General features: G+C 65.5%; 27 protein-coding genes and 1 tRNA gene. 17 read left to right on the top strand and 11 right to left on the bottom strand.

Going from position 1 to position 26,591, the window contains the following annotated elements; genetic code table 11:
• The first annotated feature begins 8 nt into the window (after positions 1 to 8).
• The 5 genes from ACVMB1_RS13820 to ACVMB1_RS13800 all read left to right on the top strand — a co-directional run bounded on the left by ACVMB1_RS13820 (position 9) and on the right by ACVMB1_RS13800 (position 4,328).
• Positions 9 to 185 (top strand): hypothetical protein, encoded by a 177-nt coding sequence (locus tag ACVMB1_RS13820; protein ID WP_168858567.1) that lies wholly within the window; start codon positions 9 to 11, stop codon positions 183 to 185.
• Positions 186 to 428, top strand: a complete 243-nt coding sequence (locus ACVMB1_RS13815) for a hypothetical protein (protein ID WP_057016535.1) — start codon at positions 186 to 188, stop codon at positions 426 to 428.
• 17 nt (positions 429 to 445) lie between these two features.
• On the top strand, positions 446 to 1,867 hold the full coding sequence (lpdA, locus tag ACVMB1_RS13810; protein ID WP_076825475.1) for a dihydrolipoyl dehydrogenase: 1,422 nt from the start codon (positions 446 to 448) through the stop codon (positions 1,865 to 1,867).
• A 171-nt stretch (positions 1,868 to 2,038) separates the two neighbouring features.
• Positions 2,039 to 3,280: a threonine synthase gene (locus ACVMB1_RS13805; protein WP_141340616.1), complete on the top strand. Its 1,242-nt coding sequence runs from the start codon at positions 2,039 to 2,041 to the stop codon at positions 3,278 to 3,280.
• 79 nt (positions 3,281 to 3,359) lie between these two features.
• Positions 3,360 to 4,328: a tripartite tricarboxylate transporter substrate binding protein BugD gene (locus ACVMB1_RS13800; RefSeq protein ID WP_141340615.1), complete on the top strand. Its 969-nt coding sequence runs from the start codon at positions 3,360 to 3,362 to the stop codon at positions 4,326 to 4,328.
• A 48-nt stretch (positions 4,329 to 4,376) separates the two neighbouring features.
• Here ACVMB1_RS13800 and ACVMB1_RS13795 read toward each other — a convergent pair whose 3' ends face one another.
• The gene (locus ACVMB1_RS13795; RefSeq protein WP_141340614.1) at positions 4,377 to 6,596 is read right to left on the bottom strand and encodes a lytic transglycosylase domain-containing protein; all 2,220 of its coding nucleotides are present in this window, start codon (positions 6,594 to 6,596) and stop codon (positions 4,377 to 4,379) included.
• A 299-nt stretch (positions 6,597 to 6,895) separates the two neighbouring features.
• Between ACVMB1_RS13795 and ACVMB1_RS13790 the strand changes: the two genes are divergently transcribed.
• The gene (locus tag ACVMB1_RS13790; RefSeq protein WP_456848673.1) at positions 6,896 to 7,744 is read left to right on the top strand and encodes an SMP-30/gluconolactonase/LRE family protein; all 849 of its coding nucleotides are present in this window, start codon (positions 6,896 to 6,898) and stop codon (positions 7,742 to 7,744) included.
• 20 nt (positions 7,745 to 7,764) lie between these two features.
• Here ACVMB1_RS13790 and ACVMB1_RS13785 read toward each other — a convergent pair whose 3' ends face one another.
• On the bottom strand, positions 7,765 to 7,926 hold the full coding sequence (locus tag ACVMB1_RS13785) for a hypothetical protein (protein WP_156436144.1): 162 nt from the start codon (positions 7,924 to 7,926) through the stop codon (positions 7,765 to 7,767).
• A gap of 124 nt (positions 7,927 to 8,050) precedes the next feature.
• Between ACVMB1_RS13785 and ACVMB1_RS13780 the strand changes: the two genes are divergently transcribed.
• The gene (locus ACVMB1_RS13780; RefSeq protein WP_156436145.1) at positions 8,051 to 8,188 is read left to right on the top strand and encodes a hypothetical protein; all 138 of its coding nucleotides are present in this window, start codon (positions 8,051 to 8,053) and stop codon (positions 8,186 to 8,188) included.
• Positions 8,189 to 8,226: 38 nt separating this feature from the next.
• Here ACVMB1_RS13780 and ACVMB1_RS13775 read toward each other — a convergent pair whose 3' ends face one another.
• From ACVMB1_RS13775 to dctP, 3 genes are read right to left on the bottom strand one after another with little or no spacing between them, the layout of a single operon-like run.
• Positions 8,227 to 9,585, bottom strand: a complete 1,359-nt coding sequence (locus ACVMB1_RS13775; RefSeq protein WP_141340612.1) for a TRAP transporter large permease — start codon at positions 9,583 to 9,585, stop codon at positions 8,227 to 8,229.
• Positions 9,582 to 10,136, bottom strand: coding sequence for a TRAP transporter small permease (locus ACVMB1_RS13770; RefSeq protein ID WP_200844436.1), 555 nt, complete (start codon positions 10,134 to 10,136; stop codon positions 9,582 to 9,584). The genes ACVMB1_RS13775 and ACVMB1_RS13770 overlap by 4 nt, the downstream gene beginning before the upstream one ends.
• Positions 10,133 to 11,155 (bottom strand): TRAP transporter substrate-binding protein DctP, encoded by a 1,023-nt coding sequence (dctP, locus tag ACVMB1_RS13765; RefSeq protein WP_141340611.1) that lies wholly within the window; start codon positions 11,153 to 11,155, stop codon positions 10,133 to 10,135. The genes ACVMB1_RS13770 and dctP overlap by 4 nt, the downstream gene beginning before the upstream one ends.
• Before the next feature lie 375 nt (positions 11,156 to 11,530).
• Between dctP and ACVMB1_RS13760 the strand changes: the two genes are divergently transcribed.
• Positions 11,531 to 11,764 (top strand): pentapeptide MXKDX repeat protein, encoded by a 234-nt coding sequence (locus ACVMB1_RS13760; protein ID WP_200844435.1) that lies wholly within the window; start codon positions 11,531 to 11,533, stop codon positions 11,762 to 11,764.
• Positions 11,765 to 11,820: 56 nt separating this feature from the next.
• Here the strand turns inward: ACVMB1_RS13760 and ACVMB1_RS13755 are convergent, their stop codons facing one another.
• Entirely contained in the window at positions 11,821 to 12,177 is a 357-nt protein-coding gene (locus ACVMB1_RS13755; protein WP_057016541.1) for a DUF6481 family protein, read from the bottom strand.
• Between the two features lie 208 nt (positions 12,178 to 12,385).
• Positions 12,386 to 12,610: a hypothetical protein gene (locus ACVMB1_RS13750; protein WP_057016542.1), complete on the bottom strand. Its 225-nt coding sequence runs from the start codon at positions 12,608 to 12,610 to the stop codon at positions 12,386 to 12,388.
• Between the two features lie 188 nt (positions 12,611 to 12,798).
• Here ACVMB1_RS13750 and ACVMB1_RS13745 point away from each other — a divergent pair, with 188 nt between their 5' ends.
• Both ACVMB1_RS13745 and ACVMB1_RS13740 read left to right on the top strand, forming a co-directional pair.
• Complete coding sequence (locus tag ACVMB1_RS13745; RefSeq protein WP_162832424.1) at positions 12,799 to 12,975, top strand: hypothetical protein; 177 nt, start codon at positions 12,799 to 12,801, stop codon at positions 12,973 to 12,975.
• Between the two features lie 140 nt (positions 12,976 to 13,115).
• On the top strand, positions 13,116 to 13,391 hold the full coding sequence (locus ACVMB1_RS13740; RefSeq protein ID WP_141340610.1) for a hypothetical protein: 276 nt from the start codon (positions 13,116 to 13,118) through the stop codon (positions 13,389 to 13,391).
• Positions 13,392 to 13,406: 15 nt separating this feature from the next.
• Here the strand turns inward: ACVMB1_RS13740 and ACVMB1_RS13735 are convergent, their stop codons facing one another.
• On the bottom strand, positions 13,407 to 13,583 hold the full coding sequence (locus ACVMB1_RS13735; protein ID WP_166205288.1) for a hypothetical protein: 177 nt from the start codon (positions 13,581 to 13,583) through the stop codon (positions 13,407 to 13,409).
• A 208-nt stretch (positions 13,584 to 13,791) separates the two neighbouring features.
• Here ACVMB1_RS13735 and ACVMB1_RS13730 point away from each other — a divergent pair, with 208 nt between their 5' ends.
• The 3 genes from ACVMB1_RS13730 to ACVMB1_RS13720 all read left to right on the top strand — a co-directional run bounded on the left by ACVMB1_RS13730 (position 13,792) and on the right by ACVMB1_RS13720 (position 15,709).
• Complete coding sequence (locus ACVMB1_RS13730; RefSeq protein WP_026192800.1) at positions 13,792 to 14,007, top strand: hypothetical protein; 216 nt, start codon at positions 13,792 to 13,794, stop codon at positions 14,005 to 14,007.
• Positions 14,008 to 14,147: 140 nt separating this feature from the next.
• Complete coding sequence (locus ACVMB1_RS13725) at positions 14,148 to 15,062, top strand: 2-dehydro-3-deoxygalactonokinase (protein WP_141340619.1); 915 nt, start codon at positions 14,148 to 14,150, stop codon at positions 15,060 to 15,062.
• Positions 15,063 to 15,073: 11 nt separating this feature from the next.
• Complete coding sequence (locus ACVMB1_RS13720) at positions 15,074 to 15,709, top strand: 2-dehydro-3-deoxy-6-phosphogalactonate aldolase (protein WP_141340609.1); 636 nt, start codon at positions 15,074 to 15,076, stop codon at positions 15,707 to 15,709.
• Between the two features lie 16 nt (positions 15,710 to 15,725).
• Here ACVMB1_RS13720 and ACVMB1_RS13715 read toward each other — a convergent pair whose 3' ends face one another.
• A complete protein-coding gene (locus tag ACVMB1_RS13715; RefSeq protein WP_057016599.1) occupies positions 15,726 to 16,031 on the bottom strand; it encodes a hypothetical protein in 306 nt (101 codons plus the stop codon).
• Positions 16,032 to 16,263: 232 nt separating this feature from the next.
• Between ACVMB1_RS13715 and ACVMB1_RS13710 the strand changes: the two genes are divergently transcribed.
• Positions 16,264 to 16,677, top strand: a complete 414-nt coding sequence (locus tag ACVMB1_RS13710; RefSeq protein ID WP_141340608.1) for an SRPBCC family protein — start codon at positions 16,264 to 16,266, stop codon at positions 16,675 to 16,677.
• A gap of 20 nt (positions 16,678 to 16,697) precedes the next feature.
• Positions 16,698 to 16,937 carry a YdeI/OmpD-associated family protein gene (locus ACVMB1_RS13705; RefSeq protein ID WP_141340607.1) on the top strand — a complete coding sequence of 80 codons (240 nt, stop codon included), beginning with the start codon at positions 16,698 to 16,700 and terminating at the stop codon, positions 16,935 to 16,937.
• Positions 16,938 to 17,599: 662 nt separating this feature from the next.
• On the opposite strand, the gene ACVMB1_RS13700 is transcribed toward ACVMB1_RS13705, so the two are convergent.
• Together ACVMB1_RS13700 and ACVMB1_RS13695 are read right to left on the bottom strand one after the other, a co-directional pair.
• A complete protein-coding gene (locus ACVMB1_RS13700) occupies positions 17,600 to 18,070 on the bottom strand; it encodes a DUF992 domain-containing protein (RefSeq protein ID WP_456827555.1) in 471 nt (156 codons plus the stop codon).
• Positions 18,071 to 18,804: 734 nt separating this feature from the next.
• Positions 18,805 to 18,881 (bottom strand) — tRNA-Arg (locus ACVMB1_RS13695).
• A 286-nt stretch (positions 18,882 to 19,167) separates the two neighbouring features.
• On the opposite strand from ACVMB1_RS13695, the gene ACVMB1_RS13690 reads away from it, so the two are divergent.
• Together ACVMB1_RS13690 and pbpC are read left to right on the top strand one after the other, a co-directional pair.
• Complete coding sequence (locus ACVMB1_RS13690) at positions 19,168 to 24,375, top strand: alpha-2-macroglobulin family protein (RefSeq protein WP_141340605.1); 5,208 nt, start codon at positions 19,168 to 19,170, stop codon at positions 24,373 to 24,375.
• 68 nt (positions 24,376 to 24,443) lie between these two features.
• The gene (gene pbpC / locus ACVMB1_RS13685; RefSeq protein WP_245311369.1) at positions 24,444 to 26,570 is read left to right on the top strand and encodes a penicillin-binding protein 1C; all 2,127 of its coding nucleotides are present in this window, start codon (positions 24,444 to 24,446) and stop codon (positions 26,568 to 26,570) included.
• Positions 26,571 to 26,591 lie beyond the last annotated feature (21 nt).

Raw genomic sequence — 26,591 nt, 5'->3', positions numbered from 1 at the left:
CATCCGCCATGTACGCGATCGTCGGTCCGTACGTCCTGCTCGCCGCTATCGCCGTCGCGTTGCTCGTCGCGGTCAACCGCGACCTGATATCGACGATCCAGTTCAGGATCATGATGATCGGCGCCGCGGTGCTGGCGCTGGCGTGGTCCGTGTTCCTCGGTGCGGTATGGCGGGAGTACGGATGAATGGCCAGCATGGCTCGCACGCGCTGGCCCTGGATCTCGCTGTTGCTGTCGGCCGCACTGGTGCTCAATCCGGTCGGATTGGATTTTCTACACTCCGCGTTCTTCGCCGGCGAGCAGCTGGCGCGGAACATCGCCCAGCCGATCGTGCTGACGGCCCTGGCCATCATGGCCCTGGTGATCGGACTCGAATGGCTGGTCAGGTCATTGATCGCAAGAAGCCGCGCCCGCGGCGTCACACGTTGAGTTGAACGGGAGCCGCCATGGCCGACACATCCTTTGACGTCATCATCATCGGCTCCGGCCCCGGCGGCTACGTGACCGCGATCCGTGCCGCGCAGCTCGGTTTCAAGACCGCGATCGTCGAGAAATCCTATCTCGGCGGCATCTGCCTGAACTGGGGCTGCATTCCGACCAAAGCGCTGCTGCGCTCCGCCGAGATCTATCACTACATGCAGCACGCCAAGGATTACGGGTTGTCGGCCGACAATGTCTCGTTCGATCCGAAGGCGGTGGTGCAGCGCTCGCGCGGCGTCTCGAAGCGCCTCAATGACGGCGTCGGCTTCCTGATGAAGAAGAACAAGGTCACGGTGATCTGGGGCGAGGCCACGATCGACGCGCCCGGCAAGATCACGGTGAAGAAGTCGGCGGTCGAGGCGCCGAAGGGCGCCAGCGGCGAGGGCAGCTATCAGGCCAAGCACATCATCGTGGCGACCGGCGCGCGGCCGCGCGTGCTGCCCGGGCTCGAGCCCGACAAGAAGCTGATCTGGACCTATTTCGAGGCGATGGTGCCGGAGCGGATGCCGAAGTCGCTGCTGGTGGTCGGCTCGGGCGCGATCGGCATCGAGTTCGCCTCGTTCTTCCACACCATGGGCGCCGACGTCACCGTGGTCGAGGTGCTGCCGCAGATTCTCCCGGTCGAGGATGCGGAAATCGCAGGGCTCGCCCGCAAGCGGTTTGAGAAGATGGGGATCAAGATACTCACCTCGACCAAGGTGACAAAGCTCGAGAAGAAGGCCGACAGCGTGGTTGCGACCATCGACGACGGCAAGGAGAAGCCGCAAGCGGTGGAGTTCGAGCGCGTGATTTCGGCGGTCGGCGTGGTCGGCAATATCGAGAATCTCGGGCTGGAGAAGCTTGGCGTCAAAACCGATCGCGGCTGCATCGTGATCGACGGCCTCGGCAAGACCAACGTTCCCGGCATCTATGCGATCGGCGACGTGGCGGGACCGCCGATGCTCGCGCACAAGGCCGAGCATGAGGGCGTGATCTGCATCGAGGCGATCAAGGGCCTGCATCCGCATCCGATGGACAAGCTGATGATCCCGGGCTGCACCTACTGCAACCCGCAGGTCGCCTCCGTCGGCCTCACCGAGGCCAAGGCCAAGGAAGACGGCCGCGAGATCCGGGTCGGCCGCTTCCCGTTCGTCGGCAACGGCAAGGCGATCGCGCTCGGCGAGGACCAGGGCCTCGTCAAGGTGATCTTCGACAAGAAGACCGGCCAGCTGCTCGGCGCCCACATGATCGGCGCCGAGGTCACCGAGCTGATCCAGGGCTACGTCGTGGCGATGAATCTGGAGACCACGGAAGAGGAACTGATGCACACCGTGTTCCCGCATCCGACCTTGTCGGAAATGATGAAGGAAGCGGTGCTCGACGCCTATGGGCGCGTGCTGAATATTTGAGGCTGCGAACGGCGGCCACGGTCCCGTCATCCTGAGGAGCGCGTCTCGAAGGATGCACGGCCCGGAGCGAGCAGCGGGGCTCGTCGCCCTTCGAGACGGCCGCTGCGCGGCCTCCTCAGGGTGACGGGTCCGACAAAACGAATTCGCAAAGAAAAAGAAAGAGCGCATCTCGTGAAAGACAACGACAACCTCACCATCGAACGCCCGACTTTCGTCACCCATCTCGAATGCGCGATGGAGGGCGATCATTATCCCGCCGACCAGGTGCACAACCTCTCCAAGGCCGGCAAGCCGCTGCTGGTGCGCTATGACCTTGCCGGGGTGAAGAAGGCGCTGACGAAGGACGCCCTGGCGCAGCGTCCCGCCGATTTGTGGCGCTACCGCGAGCTGCTGCCGGTGCGCAAATGCAAGGATATCGTCAGCCTCGGCGAGGTCACGACGCCGCTGATCCGGCTGCCGCGGCTCGGCGCCAAGCTTGGCGGCGGCGAGATCATTGTGAAAGATGAAGGCCGGCTGCCGACCGGCTCGTTCAAGGCACGCGGCCTGGTGATGGCGGTGTCGATGGGCAAGGCGCTCGGCATCAAGCACATGGCGATGCCGACCAACGGCAATGCCGGCGCGGCGCTGGCGGCCTATGCGACCTCCTGCGGCATCAAGACCACGATCTTCTGCCCGGCCGATACGCCGGAGGTGAATGTCAGCGAGATCGAGCTGCAGGGCGCCACCGTCTATCGCGTCAACGGCTATATCGATGACTGCGGCAAGATCGTCGGCGAGGGCAAGGCGAAGGTCGGCTGGTTCGATACCTCGACCCTGAAGGAGCCGTACCGGATCGAGGGCAAGAAGACGATGGGGCTTGAACTTGCCGAGCAGCTCGGCTGGGACGTGCCCGACGTGATCTTCTACCCGACCGGCGGCGGCACCGGCCTGATCGGCATGTGGAAGGCGTTCGACGAGCTCGAGAAGATCGGCTTCATCGGACGCAAGCGCCCGCGCATGGTCGCGGTGCAGGCCTCCGGCTGCGCGCCGATGGTGCGGGCCTATGAGGCCGGCACCGAGCACGCCGCGCGCTGGGAGGACGCCCACACCATCGCCTCGGGCATCCGCGTGCCCCAGGCGATCGGCGACTTCCTCATCCTGCGCGCGGTGCGCGAGAGCAAGGGCTTTGCGATCGCCGTCGATGACGACAAGATCAGCGCCGCCCTCAATGAGGTCGCGCGCGAGGAGGGGCTGTTGCTGTGCCCCGAGGGCGCCGCGACCTACGCCGCCTACAAGGAGAGCCTCGCCGACGGCCGTGTCAGCAAGACCGACCGCGTGATGCTGTTCAACTGCGCCAGCGGCCTGAAATACCCGCTGCCGCCGATCACCCGCACGCTCGACCGGCACAAGCCGATCGACTTCTCGCAGTTCTGACGCCTCATCCGAAGGGCCATCTTGTCGAGAGGTGGCCCTTCAAAAATAATTGGAAACAAGAAAATTGAGGGAGAGCGTGATGCGGAAGCTGGTTCTGGCCGTGTTGGCGATGTTGGCGTTAACGGGGAACGTTTCCGCGGAAACCTATCCGACGCACCCGATCACCATCGTGGTGCCGTTTGCCGCCGGCGGTCCTTCGGATGCGATGGCACGCATCCTCGGCGAGCGCATGAAGCAGTCGCTCGGTGAGGTGCTGCTGATCGAGAACGTGACTGGAGCGGGCGGCTCGATCGGCGTTGGCCGCGCGGTGCGCTCGGCGCCCGACGGCTATACCATCTCGTTCGGTCATCTCGGCACCCATGTCGCCAACGGCGCGATCTACAAGCTCGGCTACGACCTCGTCACCGATCTCGAGCCGGTGGTGCTGCTGCCGAGCAACCCGATGATCATCGTCAGCAAGAACGCCGTGCCGGCGAAATCGCTGAAGGAATTGCTGGAGTGGCTGAAGTCGCGGCCGGCGCCGCCGACCGCGGGCACCGCCGGCGCCGGCAGCGGCAGCCATATCGCCGGGCTCTATTTCGAGAACGTTTCCGGCATCAAGCTGCAATATGTACCGTATCGCGGCACCGGCCCGGCGCTGAACGACCTCGTCGCCGGTCAGATCGACATCATCGTCGACCAGACCTCGAACTCGATCAACCAGGTCCGCGCCGGCAATATCCGCGCCTATGCGGTCACCGATTCCAAGCGGGTCGCGAATGCCCCCGACGTCGCGACGGTCGACGAGGCCGGCCTGCCGGGCTTCCACATGACGCTGTGGTCCGGCCTCTGGGTGCCGAAGGGTACCCCGAAGGAGATCGTGGCCAAGCTCAACGCCGCTGCGGTCCAGGCGATGGCCGATCCGGCCGTGCAGAAGCAGCTCGAGAATTTGGGTTTGCAGATGCCGCCGAAGGATCAGCTCACGCCGGATGCGCTCGGTGCCTGGCAGAAGGCGGAAATCGCCAAATGGTGGCCGATGATCAAGGCCGCCAACGTGAAGGTGGATTGAAACTTGTCATCCCGGCCGCGCGCAATTGCGCGCTAGGCCGGGACGACGTTATTGCGACGGCATTGCCTCAGCCGGCGCCGCGTTGCTCTCCTGCGTTACGACGCGTTCGCCGTTCTTGGCCACTGCCGTGTCGGCATCCTCGAACCGCGCCTGGTAGACCGCGAAATTCTCCATCACGCGCTGCACGTAGTTGCGCGTCTCGGAGATCGGGATCCGCTCCACCCAGTCGACCGGATCGACCTTGGGATCGCGCGGGTCGCCATAGGCCTTGACCCAGTCGCGGACGCGGCCGCGACCGGCGTTGTAGCCGGCAAAGGTCATGATGTGGCAGTTGCGATATTCCGACAGCAACGCGCTGAGCTCGGCTGCGCCCATCTGGGTGTTGTAGACGGGATCGGACACCATCCGGCTCCAGTCATAGCTGACGCCGAAGCGCTTGGCGGTGTCACGGCCGGCTTCCGGCGTCACCTGCATCAGGCCGACGGCGTTGGCCGCCGACTTGTCGCGCTGGTCGAACGCGCTTTCGGTACGCGCGATCGAGTAGGTCATGCTGCGCCCGATATCGGGCGCGATCGGCGTGTGCTTGGGAATGCCGATCACCGGGAAGGCGTAATGGTCGAAGGCAAAGCCGCGCGCGAGCGCGATCTTGCCGATCTGCAGCATGGCGCGGGCATCGTTGCGGCGGCCGGTCAGCTCGCCGAGCGCTTCGAGCATCCCGACATCGGTGCTTTCCTCGGCGAGGTCGGCGGCGAAATAGAGCACGACGTCGGGCTCGCCGATCGCATAGAGCATATCGGCGGCGCGGACCCGCTCGTCGGTCGCCATGCTGCCGGCGCTGGCAGCCGGCGAGGGCGCGCGCAGCTCGACGCCACCATCACGGCCGAGCTTGGCCAGCGCGAGCTGACCGTAATAGGCCGTCGGGTAGCGCGCGGCGGCCTGGTAGTCGGCCCGCATCGCCGCGGAATTTCCGAGTGCCTCGGCGGCGCGGCCGCGCCAATAGGCGGCGCGCGCCAGCACGGTCGGGTTGGTCTGGCCCTCGTCGATATGCGCGAAGTGCGCCGCGGCGGTCTTGGCGTCGTTGAGATAACGCAGCGCGATCCAGCCGCGCATGAAGTGCATGTCGGAGCGGTAATAAGGATTGTCCGGCGCCGCCGCGGGCCGGATCACGTCATAGGCCGCCTGGTACTCGCCCTGGTCGAGCAGCTTGCGGGAGAGGATGCGGCGCTCGCGCCACCACTGGTCGGTGTCCTGCTGCGCCATCGTCTCGGGCTCAGCCGCGATCGTCACGCGCGCGGCTTCGTCGACCTTGTTCTTCGCAAGCAGCCACTGAATTCGGCACAGCGTGTAACCGAGATCGCGGCGGGCATCGGCCGGCACATCGTTGAGCGTGTCCTCTGCCTTGCTGGATTGTCCGCGGACCGCGCTGCAGGCTTTCACGATCGCCAGATCGTTGCTGCCGAGCCGCTGCGCCGCGCGCCTCGCGCCGGCGAGATCCTTGGCGCCGATCAGCTTGTCCATGCGCGCGCGATGGTCGTCGCGCGTCAGCAGGTCCTTGAACGCATCATAGGCGTCGCTCTCGGAGCGATCGGACAGCTCCTCCGAGCGCCAGGCGTCGCGCACCAGCCGGGTGGCGCCGTCGCGGTCGCCTTCGGCCAGCAGCGTGCGGGCGAGCGCGAACTTGCCCTTGGCGCTGATCGGCTGATCGAGGGTGAAGCCGTGCACCGTGGCCGGATCGCTGCGCTCCTGCCAGATCCGCGCTTCGGCGCGCTTGCGCAACAGCGTGACGCTAGGCCAATCCGGATTGGCCGTCACGAATGCCGCATAACGGCTGAACGGCGCGCTCGATTCCGAGTGGCGCAGCAGATACCACTCGACGAGTTTTCGCCCGACCGGGTCGGTGATCCTGGCCTGGATATCGGTCGCGTCGCTGGTCTTGCCTCTGCGCGCGGCGAGGATCGCGTCCCTGATCGTGGCGAGATCGCCCAACAATTGCGGCTCGGCGGGTTTCTCCGGCTCGGGCGCCTTCTCAGCGGATTTGGAAGGATCGGATTTGGCCTTCGCGGATTTACGTTTGTCGGCGCCGTGTCTGGCGTGCCGCCGCTTGCCGGAGGCACTCTCGCGCGCGGCCTTGCCGCCATGCGCCTTCTTGTCCCCGTGGCCGCTTTTGGCCTGGTGCTGGTGATGCGGCTTGGCGGTCGCCTGGACCGGAAGCAGCGCGAGCGCGGCGGCGGTGGCGAAGCACGCCAGCGGACGTAGGCAACGGTTCATTCCCTGGTCCCCCCTGAGAAACCATGAGGCACAACAGAACGCGTCATACGGCGGCACAACCGCCGCAGATTATCACTACCCTCGATTCTCGAGTCTTAATGCAGCTGCAACTCAACAGGGAAAACGCGGCAAAATATGGAATATGGCGTGTGGAACCCGCGGGAACCGGGGTTTTCACGGACGAAAATGGCGGGCAGCACCGTGCTTTGACCGGTTCCGCGTGAGTTGTATCGTCGTAGCGAGCGCACGTGGGGGCTGCCGATGTCACTGCCACATCACTTTTCTCGAGCCGGTGCGTCATGACGGCTCGCCTCAGAACGATCCTCGACGGCGGCCGCTATTTCGAAGGCCCGCGATGGCATCGCGGGCGGCTCTGGTTCGTCGATTGCATGGCGCGGGCGCTTCTGAGCATCAGCTCGTCGGGCGAGTTGCAGGAGCATGCTGCGCTGACCGACGACACGCCGTGTGGTCTCGGCGTCCTGCCTGATGGCGACATCGTCGTGCTGACGATGTTCAGGAAGCGGCTGCTGCGGTTTTCCGATGGAGCGCTGTCGCTCTATGCCGATCTCTCCGAGGTCGCGACCGGCACGATCGACGACATGATCATCGACGGGCAGGGACGCGCCTATGTCGGCGATCTCGGCTTCAACCTGCCGCCGCCGGAGCGCCGCGGTGCGGTCGGCCGGATCATCCTCGTGACGGCCGATGGCAGTGCGCGCGTCGTTGCTGAAGGCTTGCGGTTTCCCAACGGCATTGCCGTCTCCTCCGACCATCGCCGACTCGTCGTTGCCGAAATGGATGGCGCCGGTCTCGCCGAATACGACATCACGCCGGACGGCGGCCTGAGCCTGCGCGGGCGGTTCGGCAGCATCAACGATCCCGACGGCATCTGCCTCGATGCCGACGGGGCGACCTGGGTCGCGTCCTTCACGGAAGATGCTTTTGTCCGGATCGATCGCACCGGTGTGGAGCGTAAGCGCATCACGGTGTCCGGCCGCCGCGCGCTTGCCTGCGCGCTCGGAGGCGCGGACCGCAGGACGCTGTTCAGCCTGAGCGCGGAGACGTCCTACGAGGAGTTACGCAAGGGCAGGTCCGCGTCGCGGATCGATGTGGTCGAGGTCGACTCGCCGGGTGATGGCTATCCGTGAGCCCTGGCCGCAGGCAAGTCTCACCTCTTCTTTTTCTTCTCTTTCTTCTTCAGGATATCGGCCTGGCTCCTGAAAGCACGGGCGAGGGAGCGCATCTGGTTGGCGACAAGTGCGTCGGCCGTCGTCAACGCAACCCGCTCCGCGGTCTGCGCCTGCCTGCGAATTGCCTTGGCCATTTTCATGAAGGAACCAATCGCGCCGCGTCGCTCTGGTTCCTGCACGCGCGACGGCGGCTTGAAGCCATCTCGCGGCCTTGAGTGTTGTTCTTGTTTCGTTCATATTGGCGCGCTCCGGGGGAGTGCTGCCATGGACGCCGAGCGAGACCGCGAAATCATCAGGCTGTGGAACGAGCTCCGCCGGCTGCAGCGCGAGGGACGTCCGACGGCGGTGCTGGTCCGCCGGATCGAGAGGGCGCTCGCGGAACGAGAGCAGGAGGCTGCCTGAAACTACGGTCTGCCGCGTCCTCGCTGCGCGCAAGCGGTCTAGCGCCCGCCGTCCGGCCCCATGATCAGATTCGGCAGCCAGGTCGATATCTCCGGAAAGAAGCAGAGCAACAGCACTGCGAACATCATCAGCAGCACGAATGGCAGCGTGCCCCAGATCACCTCGCTCAAGGGGATGTCGGGCGCGACGTTGCGGATGACGAAGATGTTGAGGCCGACCGGCGGATGGATCAGGCCCATCTCCATCACGATCGTCATGACGACGCCGAACCAGATGATATCGAACTCGGCCGCCCGCAGTGGCGGCAGGATGATCGGCGCGGTCATCAGGATGATCGAGACCGGCGGCAGGAAGAAGCCGAGCACGATCACCATCACGAGGATCGCAAACAACAGCTCCCAGCGCGGCAGGTGCATGGCGACGATCGCTTCCGCGGCCGACTGCGAGATGTGCAGGTAGCTCATCACGTAGGAGTAGAGCAATGACATGCCGATGATCAGCATCAGCATGGTGGACTCGCGGATGGTCGATTTCAGGATCGGCGACAGGTCGCTGGGCGTCCACACGCTGTAGATCACGGCGATCAGCCCGAGCGCCAGGAGGCCGCCGAGGCCGGCGGTTTCCGATGGCGTGGCGTAGCCGCCATAGAGCGCGATCATCACGCCGGTCAGCAGCAGCACGAACGGGATCACGCGCGGCAGCGCGCTGAAGCGCTCGGCCATGGTGAATTCGTCATGCTGCAGGATCGCCGCGTCCTTGCCGGTCGCGTCATAGACGGCGCGGGCCATGGCGTATTCCTTGCGGAAGCGGAACACCGCGTAGAAACCGAACAGCGTCACCAGCAGCAGGCCGGGGCCGATGCCGGCGAGAAACAGCCGTCCCAGCGATTTCTCGGCTGCGACGGCGAACAGGATCATCGTGATCGAGGGCGGCAGCAGGATGCCGAGCGTGCCGCCGGCGGCGATGATGCCCGCGGCAAAGCCGCCGGAATAGCCGCGCTTGCGCATCTCCGGGATGCCGGCCGAACCGATCGCCGAGCAGGTCGCCGGCGAGGAGCCGGCCATCGCCGCGAACAGGGCGCAGGCGAATACGTTGGCGACGCCGAGGCCGCCGGGCACACGGTGCAGCCAGGCGTGCAGCGCCGAATAGAGGTCCTGGCCGGCTCGCGATTTGCCGATCGCCGCGCCCTTCAGGATGAACAGCGGGATCGACAGCAGCGTGATCGAGGCCATCTCCTCGTAGACGTTCTGCGTCACCGTATCGAGCGAGGCCGCCGGCATGAAGATCGCCATGAACACGACCGCGACGGCACCGAGCGCGAACGCGATCGGCATACCGGAGAACATCGCAAACAGGGTGGCAAGTCCGTAGGAGATACCAATACCAAACACGGTCATCGGCGCGCGCCACCCGTCAGCGGAATGATGATTTGCAGGAGTATCTGCACGCAGAGCAGCGTCATGCCCAGCGCCATCAGCACGTAGGGGATGGCGAGCGGCGGCGACCACATCGAGTTGGACACCTGGCCGTCGACATAGGCTTCATGCGCCAGGGTCCAGGACTTCCAGGCGAAGAAGGCGCAGAACGCGAAGCTCGCGACATCGACCAGCCACAGCCGGATGGCGTTGGCGCGCGCCGAGAGCAGCCCGACGAATGCCTCGATGCTGACATGGCCGCGCTGGCTCTGCACATAGGCGGATGTCATGAAGGTGGCGCCGACCAGGAGGAACACGGCCGCCTCGTCCTGCCAGTAGTTCGGGCTGTGGAACAGGGCGCGGCCGAGCACGCTGTAGCTCAGGATCACGCAGGCCGCGACCAGGGCGAGCGCGGCGAACACCACGATGATGTTGTTGCAGATGGACAGCGCGCGCCCAAGCAAGGCCACGGGCGTGTTGCCCGCGGCGATGCTTGCGGTTTCGGCCTGATCCGCGACCGGACCATGGATCATGCGGCGACGTCGCTAGCGAGCTTCAGCAGGTTGGCGGCGGTGGCGGTCTTGGCGCCATAGTCCTTCCACGCGGTATCGCGCGCGATGTCGCGCCACTTGCCGACAATGGTTGCATCGAGCGCGCTGACCTTGGCGCCGGCCTTCTCATAGACCTTGGCGACTTCGGTATCGTCGTCCTGCGCCCCCTTTCGGCCAAACGCCTCGAGCTCGGTGCCGACGGCAAGGATGATGTCCTGCTGGTTTTTCGGCAGCTTGTCGAAGATTGCCTTCGACATCATCAACGGCTCCAGCATGAACCAGTAGGAGGCGCCGGCGCCGGAGGTCAGCGATTTCGCGACCTCCTCGAGGCGGAACGAGATCAGGCTGGTGGAGGAGGTGATGCCGGCGTCGCAGGCGCCGGTCTGCATCGCGGCGTAGAGCTCGTTCGACGGCACCGACAGCACGGCGGCGCCAGCGGTCTGCAGCACCATGTCCATCTCGCGCGAGCCGCCGCGCACCTTGAGGCCCTTGGCATCTTCAGGCGCCACGATCGCCTTGGAGCGGCTGGCGACGCCGCCGGCCTGCCAGACCCAGGAGATCAGCAGAATGCCCTTGTCGGCGAGGAAGTCGCTCAAGGCCTTGCCGACCGGCTCCTTCTTCCAGCGCAGGCCCTGGTCGTAGGTGGTGACGAGGCCCGGCATCAGGCCGATATTGGTCTCCGGCAATTCGCCGCCGGCATAGGGCATCGGATACAGGCTGAGGTCGAGCGCGCCCTTGCGCATCGCCGAGAACTGCGCGTTGGTCTTGATCAGCGACGAGTTCGGGTAGACCTCGGCGGTCAAATCGCCGCCCGAGCGCTTGGCGACCTCGGCCGCGAACATCCTGCACAGCCGGTCGCGGAAGTCGCCCTTGTCGATGGTGCCGCCGGGGAACTGGTGCGAGATCTTCAGCGTGGTCGCGGCATGCGCGGTCCCGATGCCCATCCGCAGGACGGCGGGTGCGGCGAGGGCGGAAGCGAGGACGTGGCGGCGTGTAAACATTGTTCTCCCCTGAGAGCTTCTTGAGTGGCTGTTAGGCCGGCGCGGAGCTTTAGCTTAGCCGGTCGTCGCGTGAATATTCTCTAGTCTGATAGTTCGAGGCGCCCTGATAGTGCGAGCCGATACGGGGCTGCAAGTCCTGACGTTCAAGTCCTGACATTCAAGTCCTGACGTTCAAGCCTTGCCGTTGTTGCGGTGCACACTGATGCGCGGTGACGCCGCGTCGTCACGCAACCGTCGCGCGACCAGCCGCCGGGCGACCGCAGCCGTGCTGCTTCAAGAATTCGTTATTGGAGGTAACGACGGCCGGCGCAAGTGCGTCGAGTAGAGAGCGGCAAGTCGTCGCGCTCACATTCGACCACACAAGGGATCATCACCATGACCACCAAGACCCGCCTCGGCCTTTCCGCCGCGCTGCTCTCGTTCAGCCTGGCGCTGGCGCCCGCCGCCTTCGCTCAGGACAAGATGGGCAAGGATGACGCGATGAAAAAGGAAGACTCGATGTCCAAGGATGCCATGAAGAAGGACGGTGGCATGACGAAGAAGGACGACGCCATGAAGAAGGACGGCGGCGCGATGATGAAGAAAGACGACGGCATGAAGAAGAACTGACTGCCGTCATCGCCCGCTATCCGCAGGCCCGCCGCTCTGGCGGGCCTGGTTGCGCCTTAGCGCTTCTTCTTGCCGCGCTCCTTGCGTGCCGCGTAGCGGGCATCGCGCTTGGCCTTCTGCTCGGCGAGCAGCGCCTCCTCGCGGGCGGCTTCCTCTTCCTTCTCGCGCGCAATGCGGGCGGCCTCGGCGGCGGCGGCCTCTTCCTCGCGGCGCTTCTGCTCGGCCTTTTCGGCCTCGCGGGCTTCCTTGGCCTTGGTGCGGCGTTCGGCAATCGCCGCGCGCTCCTCGGCACGTGCCTTCACAGCGGGATCGTCAGCTCCCGGCTGGGCGCGAAACTTGTTGAGGAGGTTTTGCCGCGCCTGCAGGGCCGCTTTCTGGCGGTCGGCAAAACCCGGTTCCTTGAAGCCACTCATAGAGGAAGCCTTGCTGCTTTCTGTTCGGGTGATGGATGGGGTTGGTTCGGCGTTTCAATAAGTGAGTGGCGACGAAATTGCCAGTGGTGAACGGAGGGCTGTGGAGCAAGGGAGATATGAGCCAGCGTCAAGCGGCCATCGTTCGCCCCGCGGACGCGTGGTGAGTGGCTGGTCACCAAGGGCTGTTGAACAAGGGCTGTTGAAAAGTTCAGCCGCGCTGGAGGTGCTCGCGTCGTCCGTTACCCAGGACTTTGGCGACCGTCTCGGCGGTCATCGCGCTCCGGTCCGAGGCGCGCTGGGCTTCCAGCCTGTCGCGCGCCCTTTCGACGATCAGTAGGCTGATCAGCCGCTGCCTGCTGCTCTCATCGACAGCCTCCGAGAGCAACTGCCTGTAACGCTGATAGTCGTACGTCGTCGCTTCTTGTTCGCTCATCGGCACGCCCCGCACACGCGCTCCACTTCAGCGAGTAGTCTTTCGCGAGTCGCCCCTGGCGCGCAACGGAATTGCGGTGCCGACGGCCGCGGCCGTGCATTTCGTTGTGCGACTGTTGCAGAATTGATCCCACGCAACCATGCAAAGGGTCATGATGCAGACCATGGCAACCGGGAACCGAAGCGGGCATGAGCGAATCCGACGACGGAGGCAGCAGAAGGGGCGCGCTGATCGGACTGCTGGTCGCGGCGGTCATGCTCGCGGTCGGCCTCTGGCTCGCGCATGACCTGACGGCGGCGAGCAAGATGCAGGACTGCCTGATGTCGGGCCGGACCAACTGTAATGTGATCGAGCCGGCGCGCTGACCCCGTCTTGCGGCAGTGCAATATCGATCCCACATCAACCCCAAAGACTCGGGCTGAACTGTTTGATCCCGGTTGTGATTCCGATCGCACGCGGACAGGCGGGCTGCCTCGACTCCTGGAGATCGGCGGGAACCAAGGCCATGATGTCCAAGCTGTGGTCCGGAAAGGGCGCGGCGCTGGCTGCCGCAGGCGCGGCGGGTGCCGTTTTGGTGGCGTATCTATCCCTGACACTGGCGTCGCCCGAGCCGGTGTCCAATGCGGCGCTCGGGCCGGAATGGCAATGCAGCCGGGTTGCTTTCGTGCTGACCACCTGCACCAGGGGGACCGAGGCTGAGGCTGAGGCTGAGGCCAAGCCGCAGGGCGAGGTCAGAGCGATCCCGGTGCGGGCGAAGGACGATTGTCCGCCAGAACTCTAGCGGCCGTATTTCAAGTCATTTCTTGGTGGTACTGCGCGGCTTGATCGACAGGCCGAGGCGCATCGCCATCTTCTTGATCCGCTCCGGCGAGCGGCCGGTCGCCTTGACGACCTCCTCCAGGGACTTCGAGGAGCGTGCCAGTTCCATCAGTCGTCGGTCCTCCTTGAACGACCACCGCGGCTTTCGGGCCATCTTGTTGGTTTCCTTGTGCATTGCTGGGCAACAAAGCCGCCAGGCGGGGTCGCCTGACGGCCTTGCCGGTGTGGGCCCGGACCTTGGGGAAATGTCCGGTGGATAAGCAATACTGCTTCCGAATAAGGCCGCAATTGAAACCGGAATTTAACCTAACCCATCAAGGTTACTTGCAACATTACTCGGATACGGCGTGGCAGGAGGCCTTATGCGCAAGGTCGCCATTTTGAGTGCCGCAGCATTTTTACTGTCCGGTTGCTGGTCCGACCCGGAGGTTACGGGATCGACCAACAGCTGTGCGGCCAATCTTTACAGTCAGTACAATCCCAAGGTCATGGATCAGTGCGTCAACGCCTGCATCAAATGTGATCGCGGCAACGTTACGACCTGCACGACCTCCTGCACGCTGAAGGGCGCGCGGTAATCGATCCGCGCGTCCGATGCCAGCGAGGCCTCGTGGCGTCACGCCACCGAGCCGCCTTGCGTGGCGTGATGATCGCCTTTATCGCGTCTGGCAGCGGCGCCGTCGGCGCGCGGGACACTGAGAGCGTGGAACAGGGCGCGATGAGCGGGCTTTCCTATGTCGCGGTCGACTGGGGCACCAGCAGCTTCCGGCTCTGGCTGACGGGCGCCGGTGGCAAGGTGCTCGGTGAGCGCCGCAGCGATGAAGGCATGACCGCGGCAGCCAGGACCGGCTTTGCGGCCGTGCTGCAATCGCATCTCGATGCGCTGGGTGTGCCGGCCGACCTGCCGGTCGTGATCTGCGGCATGGCGGGCGCGCGGCAGGGCTGGGTCGAGGCCGGCTATATCGCTACGCCGGCGCATCTGTCGGACATCCTCAAGGGCGCTGTCGTGGTCAGCGGGCAGACGCGCGAGATCCGTATCCTGCCTGGAATTGCGCAGCGTGATGCCGCCGCGCCGGACGTCATGCGCGGCGAGGAGACCCAGCTGCTGGGGGCGCTCGGCTTGAATGCGCCGGGCGAGGCGCTCGTCTGCATGCCGGGAACGCATTCCAAATGGGTGAGGGTCCGCGGCGGAACGGTCGAACGCTTTGCGACCTTCATGACCGGAGAGCTGTTCAGCGCGGTCGCGCGCGACACCATCCTGTCGCACGCCGTCGCCGGCGCCGAGGAAGCTGTTGACGGCGATGCGTTCCGCGCGGCGGTCGCGGCGGCATTCGCGGCGCCGGCGCTAGCGGCCAATCTGCTGTTTCGCGTGCGATCGCGGCAGCTGCTGTTCGGCGGCAACGCACAGGCCGCGCGCGAGACGATCTCGGGCACGTTGATCGGCGTCGAACTCGCGGCGGGCCTTGCGGAGCGGGAGCAGGGAGCGCCGGTTACGCTGATTGCCTCGGGCCGGTTGCAGCGGCTCTATCAGATGGCGCTCGAATGCCTTTCGATTCCGCTCAATGTTATGGATGCGGAGGAGGCGGTTCGCCGTGGCCTCGCCGGCGCAGCGGCGGCGATCTGGAAGAAGTGAGGGATCAACGCATGAGTATTCCGTTTCCGCCGATGAAGCGGCCGCTGGTCGCGATCCTGCGCGGCGTCAAGCCGGACGAGGTGCTGGGCATCGTCGGCGCGTTGCTCGACGCCGGCATGACCGCGATCGAGATTCCGCTGAACTCGCCAGAGCCGTTCCGCTCGATCGAGATCGCGGCGAAGCGCGCGCCGGCCGATGTTCTGATCGGCGCGGGCACGGTGCTGACTGCAGCCGACGTCGATCGCCTGCACGACGTCGGCGGCCGCCTCATGGTGTCGCCGAATGTCGATGTCGAGGTGCTGGCGCGTGCAAGGGACCACGCGATGATCACGATGCCCGGCGTGTTCTCGCCGACGGAAGCGCTGCTCGCCGCGCGCGCGGGGGCATCGAGCCTGAAATTCTTTCCGGCCAGCGTGCTCGGCGCCGCCGGCATCACCGCGATCCGCGCCGTGCTGCCGCCGGACGTGATGATCGCCGCGGTCGGCGGCGTCTCGGACCAGAATTTCGCCGAGTATGTGAAGGCAGGCATTCGCGCCTTCGGTCTCGGCAGCAGCCTTTACAAGCCGGGCATGACGGGCGCGGATATTGCGGTCAGGGCAAGGCTGACGATCGAGGCCTATGACAAGGCCGTGCAGGGTACCGGCTAGGCTCGGCGCAAGCGCGCTAATCGTCCCGCCTGCCGCCGTCGATCACCCTGAACAGCGGGGCCGCCTCGCGGGGATTCTCAAGCAGCTCTTCGACCATGGCGATCGCGGCCGCGACGTATTTCCCGGTCGCGGCGTCCAGCGGCCGTTCGGCTTCGTCTGACAGCGCGAGCCTTGCGCCTTCGAGCAGCTTGCGGGTGCGGACGGCGGACTCGTCGCCGGCGGTGAGGGCGGCGCGCGCGATCGATCGCAGCACGAACAATTCGCCCTCCAGCCGCAGCAGGCGGTCGTTCAGCTTGCTCAGGACGGTATTGAGGTTCCGCATGACGCGCTCTCCGGGCATTGGACTCGTCTTCCATACACGGTCATTCCTGACGAAATTCTTGTGGCGACCACGCACCATCTGGTTGGTCGAATGGCATCTCGGATCTCCTCATGTTCCCGGCGGCCCGGGCATTGCCATTTGACGAAGGCGTCGATGGCCCTAATAGAATGGCCGCGGTCCGGCGCCGCCCGGGAGGCGCGTCAGCTTCACCCATCGCTACGAGGGAATAGATATGAGGATTGCCGTCGAAATGACCGTTGCCGCGCCGATCGCGGATGTCTGGCGCGCCTATACGACGCCCGACGACATCAAGCAGTGGAACGCGGCTTCCGACGATTGGCACACGACCGCCGCGACCGTCGACCTGCGCACCGGCGGCGCCTTCTCGTCACGGATGGAAGCCAAGGACGGCAGCATGGGGTTCGATTTCGCCGGCACCTACACCAGGGTCGAGGAGCCCCGGCTGCTCGAATATTCGTTCGGCGATCGCAGCGCGCAGGTCGCATTCACGCCGGAGACCGGCGGCGTCAAGGTGCAGGTCAGCTTCGACAGCGAGGATACTCATTCGGTCGAGCAGCAACGCGGCGGTTGGCAGGCGATCCTGGATAACTTCAAACGTTACGTCGAAGCCAAGCGGCGGTCCTGATCCGGCGATCGGAGGGCGGCGTGACGTTGAAGCGACCGCGCGCGGCGATGCCGGCGAGCATTCGCCGCGAGCTCGATGCGACTGGACCGATGCAGGCGTTCAAGGCGCGCCCGCCGTATCAGCGCAACGACTATCTGCACTTGATCGGCCGCAGCGTGCGAACTGCAACACAGCGCAAGCGGATCGACCAGATGCTGGCGGAATTGAAGGCCGGTGGGGTGTATATGGGAATGGCGCATCGGCCGAGCAAACCAAAGTGAGACTCTCGCGGCGTGACCGAGCGCGCTGTGCGTTCGCATCGCTCGCGTGATGTTTTGGTCGTGCAAATCCTCATCGAACAAAAAGGACGATCTGGGAATCGTCCATCGCGGTCCTGAAAAATATCGACGACCGATGCGCGCACTCACAATCCTCTAGAGAAACATTCTTGGATTAAGAAATTGCGAAGCGCGCTGCCGGAGCTCACGGCAAGTGGAACCTGCAATCGCACGAACGGAAAGCGATCAGTCCCTCAATCGCCGCCGGAACTTTGTTCACGCACGGAGAACTACGGAATCGTTTCGTGCGCTGAATGATAAAGACGCGAGTGATTTCACGGCACACGGCGAACATCGAAAAAGAAAGGCCTCAGCGCGTGGGCCACGCTGAGGCCAAGTAGACACTTTGGTCGTGAGGCACCGTCGCCGGCGCCTCGATGCCTAACCTATCTTTGTTTCTGTGTTTCCAAATGGCCCATTTGGGCCATGCCGCGTGATAGCCAATTTGGGACATGCGCCGCTGGCACAAAGTGTGCAGACTTGGAGCTGTCAGGATTTTGCATCACCTTCCTGGGGCTAGGGCCAGCGCCGTCCGCATCTATTTCAAGCGGACGGCGTTGTGCATTCCGGCGGCCGCGCCGGCCATCGCCTAGCTGCGCTCAGGGTCAGCGGTCCACCGGCCGAATCTCGAGGTTCTCGATTTTCAGGGGCGGCGTTGAGGGGACGTTCCGCTCGTTCAACGGATGCAGCGTGATCGGCGTATTCGTGCCGCCGGCGAGAACGTTGACGCCGGCGCCGTCGGCATGGGCGTAGCCGCCGGCGAGATCGTCGCTTCCAAGCCACGGCACGGGCGCCATCACCTTCCAGGTCATGGCGACTTCTTGATCTCCGATCAAAACGCCGAGGTTGCGGATGGCCGCGACATAACGCCTGTCCGGCGTGCTATCGACGTGCAGCACGCAATTGAGGTTGGTCACCGGACCCACCACGAACCCGGTATCGGGTCCGCCACGACACTCAAGCGTTCCGGCCTGCACCTGCTGCGCATTGGCGGCTGCGAGCGGCGCAGCGAGAACCGCCGCACCACACAGAGCAGAGGCGATCGGACGGCTTGTCACACGCATGGTGCTGGACAACGCGGATCGGCGCGCAATCGGCCCATGACCCCGCGTGCGGCCTTCGCTTGTGGTTAAGAGAGCCTTAGAGATTGGTTTGATTGCTGCCGACGGTCGACGTTCGCGAGCGACCGGCCAGGAGGACGACGATCAACCAGCGGCGATCCTTTTCATCGCCGTGCCGGCTGACACCTCGATGGTGGAGCTATCGACGTCGAACGAGCGTGCTTGATTTCCAGGCAGGAGAGGCCGCGGGCGAAGCAAGGGAATGGTCCCGGCACTGACGCCGGACCGTTCGGATCATGGCGGTGAGCCCGTCCCGAAAAATTACGCCGCCGGGCTCGAAATGCATTGTCCCGGCGGCGCCTGTTCCAATCTGGGCCCGCAATCCCAGTCATGTTTGTGTCTGCAAAACCGGCGCCAAGGTTCGAGCGCCCCCGTAATCATACGGGGACTGGGCGTCCCGCGATGGATTGGTGTTGGCTGCTTGTGCGCTGGCAAAGGTCCGATTGTCTGGGGTGATCCAAGCCGCGGCGCGAGAACGGCTGATCGCCACCGATGCTCCGCCCGGTCAGATATGATGCTCGAGCTTGCGCATCTCCTGCAGGCGAGCCAGGCAGAAATCCCGATACAATTCGTTGATGAAATCCCACATGACCGAAGCCCCTTGGTCCAATCCCAGGGACACTACGCCGGGTTTGTTTCCGGCCGGCTTCGCGGCTTGCGAAAAATGGTTTCATTGAGGGGGAGTAGGGTGGCGATCCCGGCAGGATTCGAACCTGCAACCCGCGGAGTAGAAATCCGCTACTCTATCCAGTTGAGCTACGGGACCGTGGCGGCCTTGTAGCACCGCCAATATGAAAAATCCGCCTTTCCGCCAAGTCCGTCCGAACCGATTTTTGTGGTCGAACGACAAAGGCGAGCAGGGCGCCCGCCCTGCGTTGGCCTGTCCAGCCTGCCGAGCCGCACGACGCTGCCGCCGGGGTGGTCAAAGGAATGTCGGCAATGCGATCTGCGACGTTTTCGTCCGTTCATGTCCGCGCCTTCACTCCGTCACCTTTTCGCGCACTTTTGGCCCCAACGCGGCGTTCGACCGCGGGGCGTTCAGGAGCTCCATCATGATCGGATTGGTTCGTGCCGCCACGATATGCGCCACGCTGCTGCTCGCCCTGGTGGGCGCCCAGGCCGCGGACAAGGCCTTCAAGCGCGACGATCTCGCCGATTCCGCGATCAAGTTGGAAGCCCAGATCAAGAACGAGGCCGGCGCGGTCAACAAGTCGGGCGCGACCCTGCGCACCGACGCCGACGCCGCCTTCAAGCGCAATGATTTCCGCGGCGGGCTGCAGATCCTCGGCCAGATCGCGGCGACCACGCCAGAGGACGGCGCCAACTGGCTGCGCCTCGCCAGGACGATCTTCCAGATCCGGTCGGCGAGCTCAAGCGAACAGACGTTCCTGATGGAGCGCGCTTCCACTGCCGCCTACATCGCCTATCAGCGCGCCGGCAATGCGGGCGAGGAGGCTGACGCGCTGGCCGTGCTCGGCAAAGCGCTTGCCGAACGCAAGCTGTGGCGCCCCGCGCTGGACAGCTTGCGGCTGTCGCTCGACATGCGCGAGGTCGCCGATGTCCGCGGCCAGTACGAGAAGATGCGCGACGAGCACGGTTTCCGGCTGCTCGATTATACCGTCGATTCCGACGCCGCCTCGCCGCGGGCCTGCTTCCAGTTCTCGGAGGAACTCGCCAAGCGCGTCGACTTCGCGCCGTATCTCGCGCTCGCCGGCACCGACAAGCCGGCCTTGTCGGCGGAGGGCCAGCAGCTCTGCGTCGACGGGCTCAAGCATGGCGAGCGCTACAACATCAATCTGCGCGCCGGCCTGCCGTCGACTGTCAAGGAGACCCTGCCGAAATCGGCCGAGTTCAACATCTATGTCCGCGACCGCAAGCCGTTCGTGCGGTTCACCGGGCGGGCCTATGTGCTGCCGCGGACCGGACAGCGCGGTATCCCGGTGGTCAGCGTCAACACGCCGGCGGTCAAGGTCGACGTCTTCCGGATCGGCGACCGCAACCTGATCAACACGGTGATCGACAGCGACTTCCAGAGCACGCTGAGCCGCTATCAGCTCTCCGATCTCGGCGACCAGCGCGGCGTCAAGGTGTGGTCCGGCGAGCTTGCGACAGCGACTACGCTGAACCAGGACGTCGTCACGGCGTTTCCGGTCGACCAGGCGCTCGGCGACCTGCAACCCGGTGTCTATGTCATGACCGCCGCGGCCAAGGGGCCGGGCACCGACGACGACGGCACGCTGGCGACGCAATGGTTCATCGTCTCGGACATGGGCCTGTCGGCCTTTTCCGGCAATGACGGTATCCACGTCTTCGTCAACTCGCTGGCTTCGACCGAACCGGTCGCCAACGCCGACGTGAAGCTGGTCGCCCGCAACAATGAGATCCTGGCCACGCGCAAGACCGATGCCGCAGGCCACGTGCTGTTCGAGCAAGGCCTGGCCCGCGGCGAGGGCGGGTTGTCGCCGGCGCTGCTGACGGTCATGGGCGAGAAGGCCGACTACGCCTTCCTGAGCCTGAAAACCAATGCGTTCGACCTCACCGACCGCGGCGTCGCGGGCCGGGCGATCCCGGCCGGCGCGGACGCCTTCGTCTACGCCGAACGTGGCGTCTACCGCTCCAACGAGACCGTCTATCTGACCGCCCTGCTGCGCGACGGGCAGGGCAACGCCCTGACCGGGACGCCGCTGACCATGGTGATCGAGCGCCCCGACGGCGTCGAATTCCGCCGCGCCGTGCTGCCCGACCAGGGCGCCGGCGGCCGGATGCTGGCGGTGGCGCTCAATTCGGCGGTGTCGACCGGCACCTGGCGCGCCCGTGTCTTTACCGACCCGAAGGGCTCGTCGGTCGGCGAGACCACCTTCATGGTCGAGGATTACATTCCCGAACGGGTCGAATTCGATCTGACCAGCAAGGAGAAGGTGATCAAAGCTGAAGTTCCAGTGGAGCTTCAGGTCTCCGGCCATTTCCTCTACGGCGCGCCGGCCTCGGGCCTGCAGCTCGAGGGCGACATGCTGGTAGCGCCCGCGGCGAACGGCCGGCCCGGTTATGCCGGCTATCAGTTCGGCGTCGACGACGAGCAGACCGCGAGCAACGAGCGGACCCCGATCGAGGACCTGCCGGAGGCCGATGCCAACGGCGCGGCGACCTTTCCGGTGAAGCTCGAGAAGGTGCCGACCTCGACGCGGCCACAGGAGGCCCAGATCTACATCCGCATGGCGGAGACCGGCGGCCGCTCGGTGGAACGCAAGATCGTGCTGCCGGTGGCGCCTAGCGCCTCGCTGATCGGCGTCAAGCCGCTGTTCGGCGACAAGAGCGTTACCGAGGGCGACAAGGCCGAGTTCGACGTCGTGTTCGTCGCGCCCGACGGCAAGCAGCTGCCGCGCAACGGGCTGCGCTACGAGCTGTTGAAGCTGGAGTCGCGTTACCAGTGGTACCGGCAGAATTCGTCCTGGCAGTATGAGCCGGTCAAGTCGACCCGCCGCGTCGCCGATGGCGACGTCAACCTCGCGGCCGACAAGCCGATGCGCCTGGCCTTCCAGCCGCAGCCCGGCCGCTACCGGCTCGACGTGAAATCGACCGACGCCGATGGCCCCGTCACCTCGGTGCAGTTCGACGTCGGCTGGTATTCCGACGGCAGCGCCGACACGCCCGATCTATTGGAAACCTCGATCGACAAGCCGGAATATGCCTCGGGCGACACGATGACCGTGTCAGTCAATGCGCGCACGTCAGGCAAGCTGACGGTCTATGTGCTTGGCGACCGCCTGCTGACCACCCAAAGCGTCGACGTCACGGAGGGCACCCGGCAGGTCAAGCTCCCCGTCGGCAAGGACTGGGGCACCGGCGCGTATGTCATGACGACGTTGCGCCGTCCGCTCGATGCCGCCGCCGGGCGCATGCCCGGCCGCGCGATCGGACTGAAATGGTTCGGCATCGACAAGAAAGCGCGCACGCTTGCCGTCGAACTGTCGCCGCCCGCGTTGGTGCGGCCGGGCTCGACACTGAAGATCCCGGTCAAGCTCGGCGGGCTCAATCCCGGCGAGGATGCCAAGGTGGTGCTCGCCGCGGTCGATGTCGGCATTCTCAATTTGACCAATTACAAGCCGCCGGCGCCGGACGACTACTACCTTGGCCAGCGCCGTCTGACCGCCGAGATCCGCGACCTCTACGGCCAGCTGATCGACGGCATGCAAGGTACCCGCGGCCAGATCCGCAGCGGCGGCGACTCTGCCGGCGCCGAGCTGCAGGGCTCGCCGCCAACGCAGAAGCCGTTCGCGCTCTATTCCGGCATCCTCACGGTCGGGCCTGACGGGACGGCCGAGGTGAGCTTTGATATCCCGGAATTTGCCGGCACCGCGCGGGTGATGGCGGTGGCGTGGAGCGCAACCAAGGTCGGCCGCGCCAATGTCGACGTGATCGTGCGCGATCCCGTGGTGGTGACCGCGACCTTGCCGCGCTTCGTGCTGACCGGTGACAAGGGCACCATCAGCATGGATATCGACAATGTCGAAGGTGCCGCCGGCAACTATGCCATCAGCGTCAAGGCGAGCGGCCCGATTAAAGCTTCCGGCAATTCGACCACGACGGTGAAGCTCGCCGCCAAGCAGCGCTCCTCGCTGTCGCTGGGCCTCGAGGCCGGCGGCGCCGGACGTGCCGAGTTCGACGTCGACATCTCCGGGCCGAACGGGCTGACGCTGGCGCGGCATTATGCGCTCGACGTCAAGCCGGCGACCCAGGTTCTGGCGCGCCGTTCGATCCGCACGCTGGCGAAGGGCGAAAGCCTGACGCTGACCTCGGACATGTTCTCCGATCTTGTGCCGGGTACCGGCAGCGTTTCGGTCTCGGCGAGCCTGTCGACCGCGCTCGATGCCGCGAGCATTCTGAAGGCGCTCGACCGCTACCCGTATGGCTGCTCCGAGCAGATCACGAGCCGCGCGTTGCCGTTGCTCTATGTCAATGATCTCGCCGCCGGTGCCCATCTTGCGATGGACACCGCGGTCGACCAGCGCATCCGCGACGCGATCGAGCGGCTCCTCGCTCGACAGGGGTCCAACGGCTCGTTTGGCCTGTGGTCGGCGGGCGGCGACGACGCCTGGCTCGATGCCTACGTCACAGACTTCCTGACCCGGGCCCGCGAAAAGGGCTTTGCGGTGCCGGACGTGCTGTTCAAGAACGCGCTCGACCGCGTCAGGAACTCGGTGGTCAATGCCAACGAGCCGGAGAAGGACGGCGGCCGCGATCTGGCCTACGGCCTCTATGTGCTCGCGCGCAACGGCGCGGCGCCGATCGGTGATCTGCGCTATCTCGCCGACACCAAGCTGAACAATCTGGCGACCCCGATCTCCAAGGCCCAGCTTGCGGCGGCGCTGGCGCTGGTCGGCGACAAGGCGAGGGCCGAGCGGGTCTATGGTGCCGCGCTCGATGCGCTGAACCCGAAACCCGTGATCGAGTTCGGCCGGGTCGACTACGGCTCGGCGCTGCGCGATGCTGCTGCGCTGGTCTCGCTCGCTGGCGAAGGCAATGCACCGCGCACCACGCTGACCCAAGCCGTGCTGCGGGTCGAGGCGGCGCGGGGACTGTCGCCCTACACCTCGACGCAGGAAAATGCGTGGATGGTGCTGGCGGCGCGGGCGCTCGCCAAGGAGACGCTGGCGCTCGACATCAACGGCCAGCCGGTCAAGACCGCGGTCTATCGCAGCTACAAGGCCGAGGAGATGACCGGCCAGCCGCTCAGGATCACCAATACCGGCGATGCGCCGGTGCAGGCGGTGATCTCGGTGTCGGGCTCGCCGGTCACGCCGGAGCCGGCGGCCTCCAACGGCTTCAAGATCGAGCGCAGCTATTTCACGCTCGACGGCAAGCCGGCCGATGTCACCAAGGCGAAACAGAATGACCGCTTCGCGGTTGTCCTGAAGGTGACGGAAGCCAAACCGGAGTTCGGTCACATCATGGTGGCCGACTATCTGCCGGCCGGGCTCGAGATCGACAACCCGAACTTGGTGTCATCGGGGGATTCCGGCACGCTCGCGTGGATCGAGGACGGCGTCGAGCCGAAGAACACCGAGTTCCGCGATGACCGCTTCACGGCGGCGATCGATCGGGGCGCCAACGACAAAGCGGTGTTTACGGTCGCCTATGTCGTGCGCGCGGTGTCGCCGGGCAAATATGTGCTGCCGCAGGCCTATGTCGAGGACATGTACAATCCCTCGCGCTATGGCCGCAGCGGAACCGGTGCGGTTGAGGTGAAGCCGGCGAAATGAACAAGGACGCGCGGCGCAAACTCTTCTCGTCATGGCCGGGCTTGACCCGGCCATTCATAGGCGCGTCCATGCGAACGAAGGATGTGGATGCCCGGGTCAAGCCCGGGCATGACAAGCGCAGCGGGCGGCTGGCGCTCCGCGTCGCGGCCGCAATGGCCGTCGTCCTTATTGCGATCACCGGCGCCTTCGCCGCCTGGATCGTTTCGCTCGGGCCGTTGCCGCTCGACAAGGCGCAGCAGGTCTCGACCACGGTGATCGATCGCAACGGCAAGCTGCTCCGCGCCTATGCGATGACGGACGGGCGCTGGCGGCTGCCGGTCGATGCGAAGACGTCAGTCGATCCCACCTATCTGAAGCTCTTGTTCGCCTATGAGGACAAGCGCTTCTATGAGCATCACGGCATCGATCCGCTGGCGCTGTCGCGCGCCGCATTCCAGCTTCTCACCAGCGGTCATATCGTCTCGGGCGGTTCGACGATCACGATGCAGCTGGCGCGGCTGATCGAGCCGCGCCACCAGCGCTCGGTCTACGCAAAGCTGCGGCAGATGGTGCGGGCGGTCGAACTGGAGCGGCAGCTCTCGAAGGACCAGATCCTCGATCTCTATCTTGCGCTGGCGCCGTTCGGCGGCAATCTCGAGGGCATCCGTGCCGCCTCGATTGCCTATTTCGGCAAGGAGCCGAAGCGGCTGTCGCTCGCCGAAGCCGCGCTGCTGGTGGCGCTGCCGCAATCGCCGGAGCGGCGGCGGCTCGATCGTTACCCGGACGCCGCCCACGCCGCCCGCGACCGCGTGCTCGAGCGCATGGTCGAGGATGGCGTGGTGTCCAAGGACGATGCCGCGCAGGCCACTGCGACGGCGGTGCCGAAGATGCGCAAGCAGATTCCGATCCTGGCGCCGCATTCGTCCGATCAGGCGATCGCGACGATGAAGGATGCGCCCGTCATCAAGCTGACGCTCGACGCCGCGCTACAACGGAACCTGGAGGCGCTGGCGCGCGACCGCGCCATCGCGCAGGGGCCTGACGTCTCGGTTGCGATCGTCGTGGTCGACAATGAGACGGGCGACGTGCTCGCGCGCGTCGGCTCGGCGGATTATTTCGATGAGCGGCGGGCCGGGCAGGTCGACATGACGCGCGCGGTGCGCTCGCCGGGCTCGACCTTGAAGCCGTTCATCTATGGCCTTGCCTTCGAGGATGGCTTTGTCCATCCCGACAGCCTGATCGAGGACCGGCCGATCCGCTTCGGCACCTACGCGCCGGAAAATTTCGACATGACGTTCCAGGGCACGGTGCCGATCCGCAAGGCGCTGCAATTGTCGCTCAACGTGCCGGCGATCGCGCTGCTCGACCGGGTCGGTGCCAGCCGGCTGTCGTCGCGGCTGAAGCAGGCCGGCACCAGTCTCGTGCTGCCGAAGGACGAGGCGCCGGGCCTTGCGATGGGTCTTGGCGGTGTCGGCATCACGTTGCAGGATCTCGCTCAGCTCTATTCCGGCCTGGCACGGCTCGGCGCGACTAAACCGTTGCGCGAGATCATGCAGGAGAATGACAGCCGCGACACGATGCGGCTGATGGATCAGGCTGCGGCCTGGCAGGTCGGCAACGTCCTGCTCGGCACGCCGCCGCCGGAGAACGGCGTGCACAACCGGATCGCGTTCAAGACCGGCACCAGCTATGGCTATCGCGATGCCTGGTCGGTCGGCTTCGACGGCCGCGTCACGATCGGCGTCTGGGTCGGCCGTCCCGACGGCGCGCCGGTGCCGGGTCTGGTGGGCCGCACCGCCGCGGCGCCGATCCTGTTCGACGCCTTTGCACGCACCGGCAAAATCCCGGCGGCATTGCCGAAGCCGCCACGCGGCGTGCTGGTCGCATCCAACGCGAAACTGCCGCCGCCGCTGCGCCGCTTCCGGCCGCTCGGCGAACTGGTCCGTAGCGGCAACGACCAGGCTCCGCACATCCAGTTTCCGCTGAACGGCTCGCGCATCGATGTCGATCAATCCGAGGGCGGCCGCAATGCCGCGCTGCCGGTCAAGGTTGCCGGCGGGGTGCTGCCGCTGACGGTGCTCGTGAATGGTGTCTCAGCCGGGGACATCGACAGCCGGCGCCAGCGCCTGATCGAGCCGCCCGGGCCGGGCTTTGCGCGGCTCACCGTGATCGACGCCACGGGGGCCGCGGATACCGTTGTGATCCGCGTGCAATGATCGCACGGGAAAGCGGAGCGG

Source organism: Bradyrhizobium sp. USDA 4504 (assembly GCF_054063995.1).
Note: the sequence above shows the minus strand (reverse complement) of the source record. Positions and strands in the feature narration are given on the sequence as shown.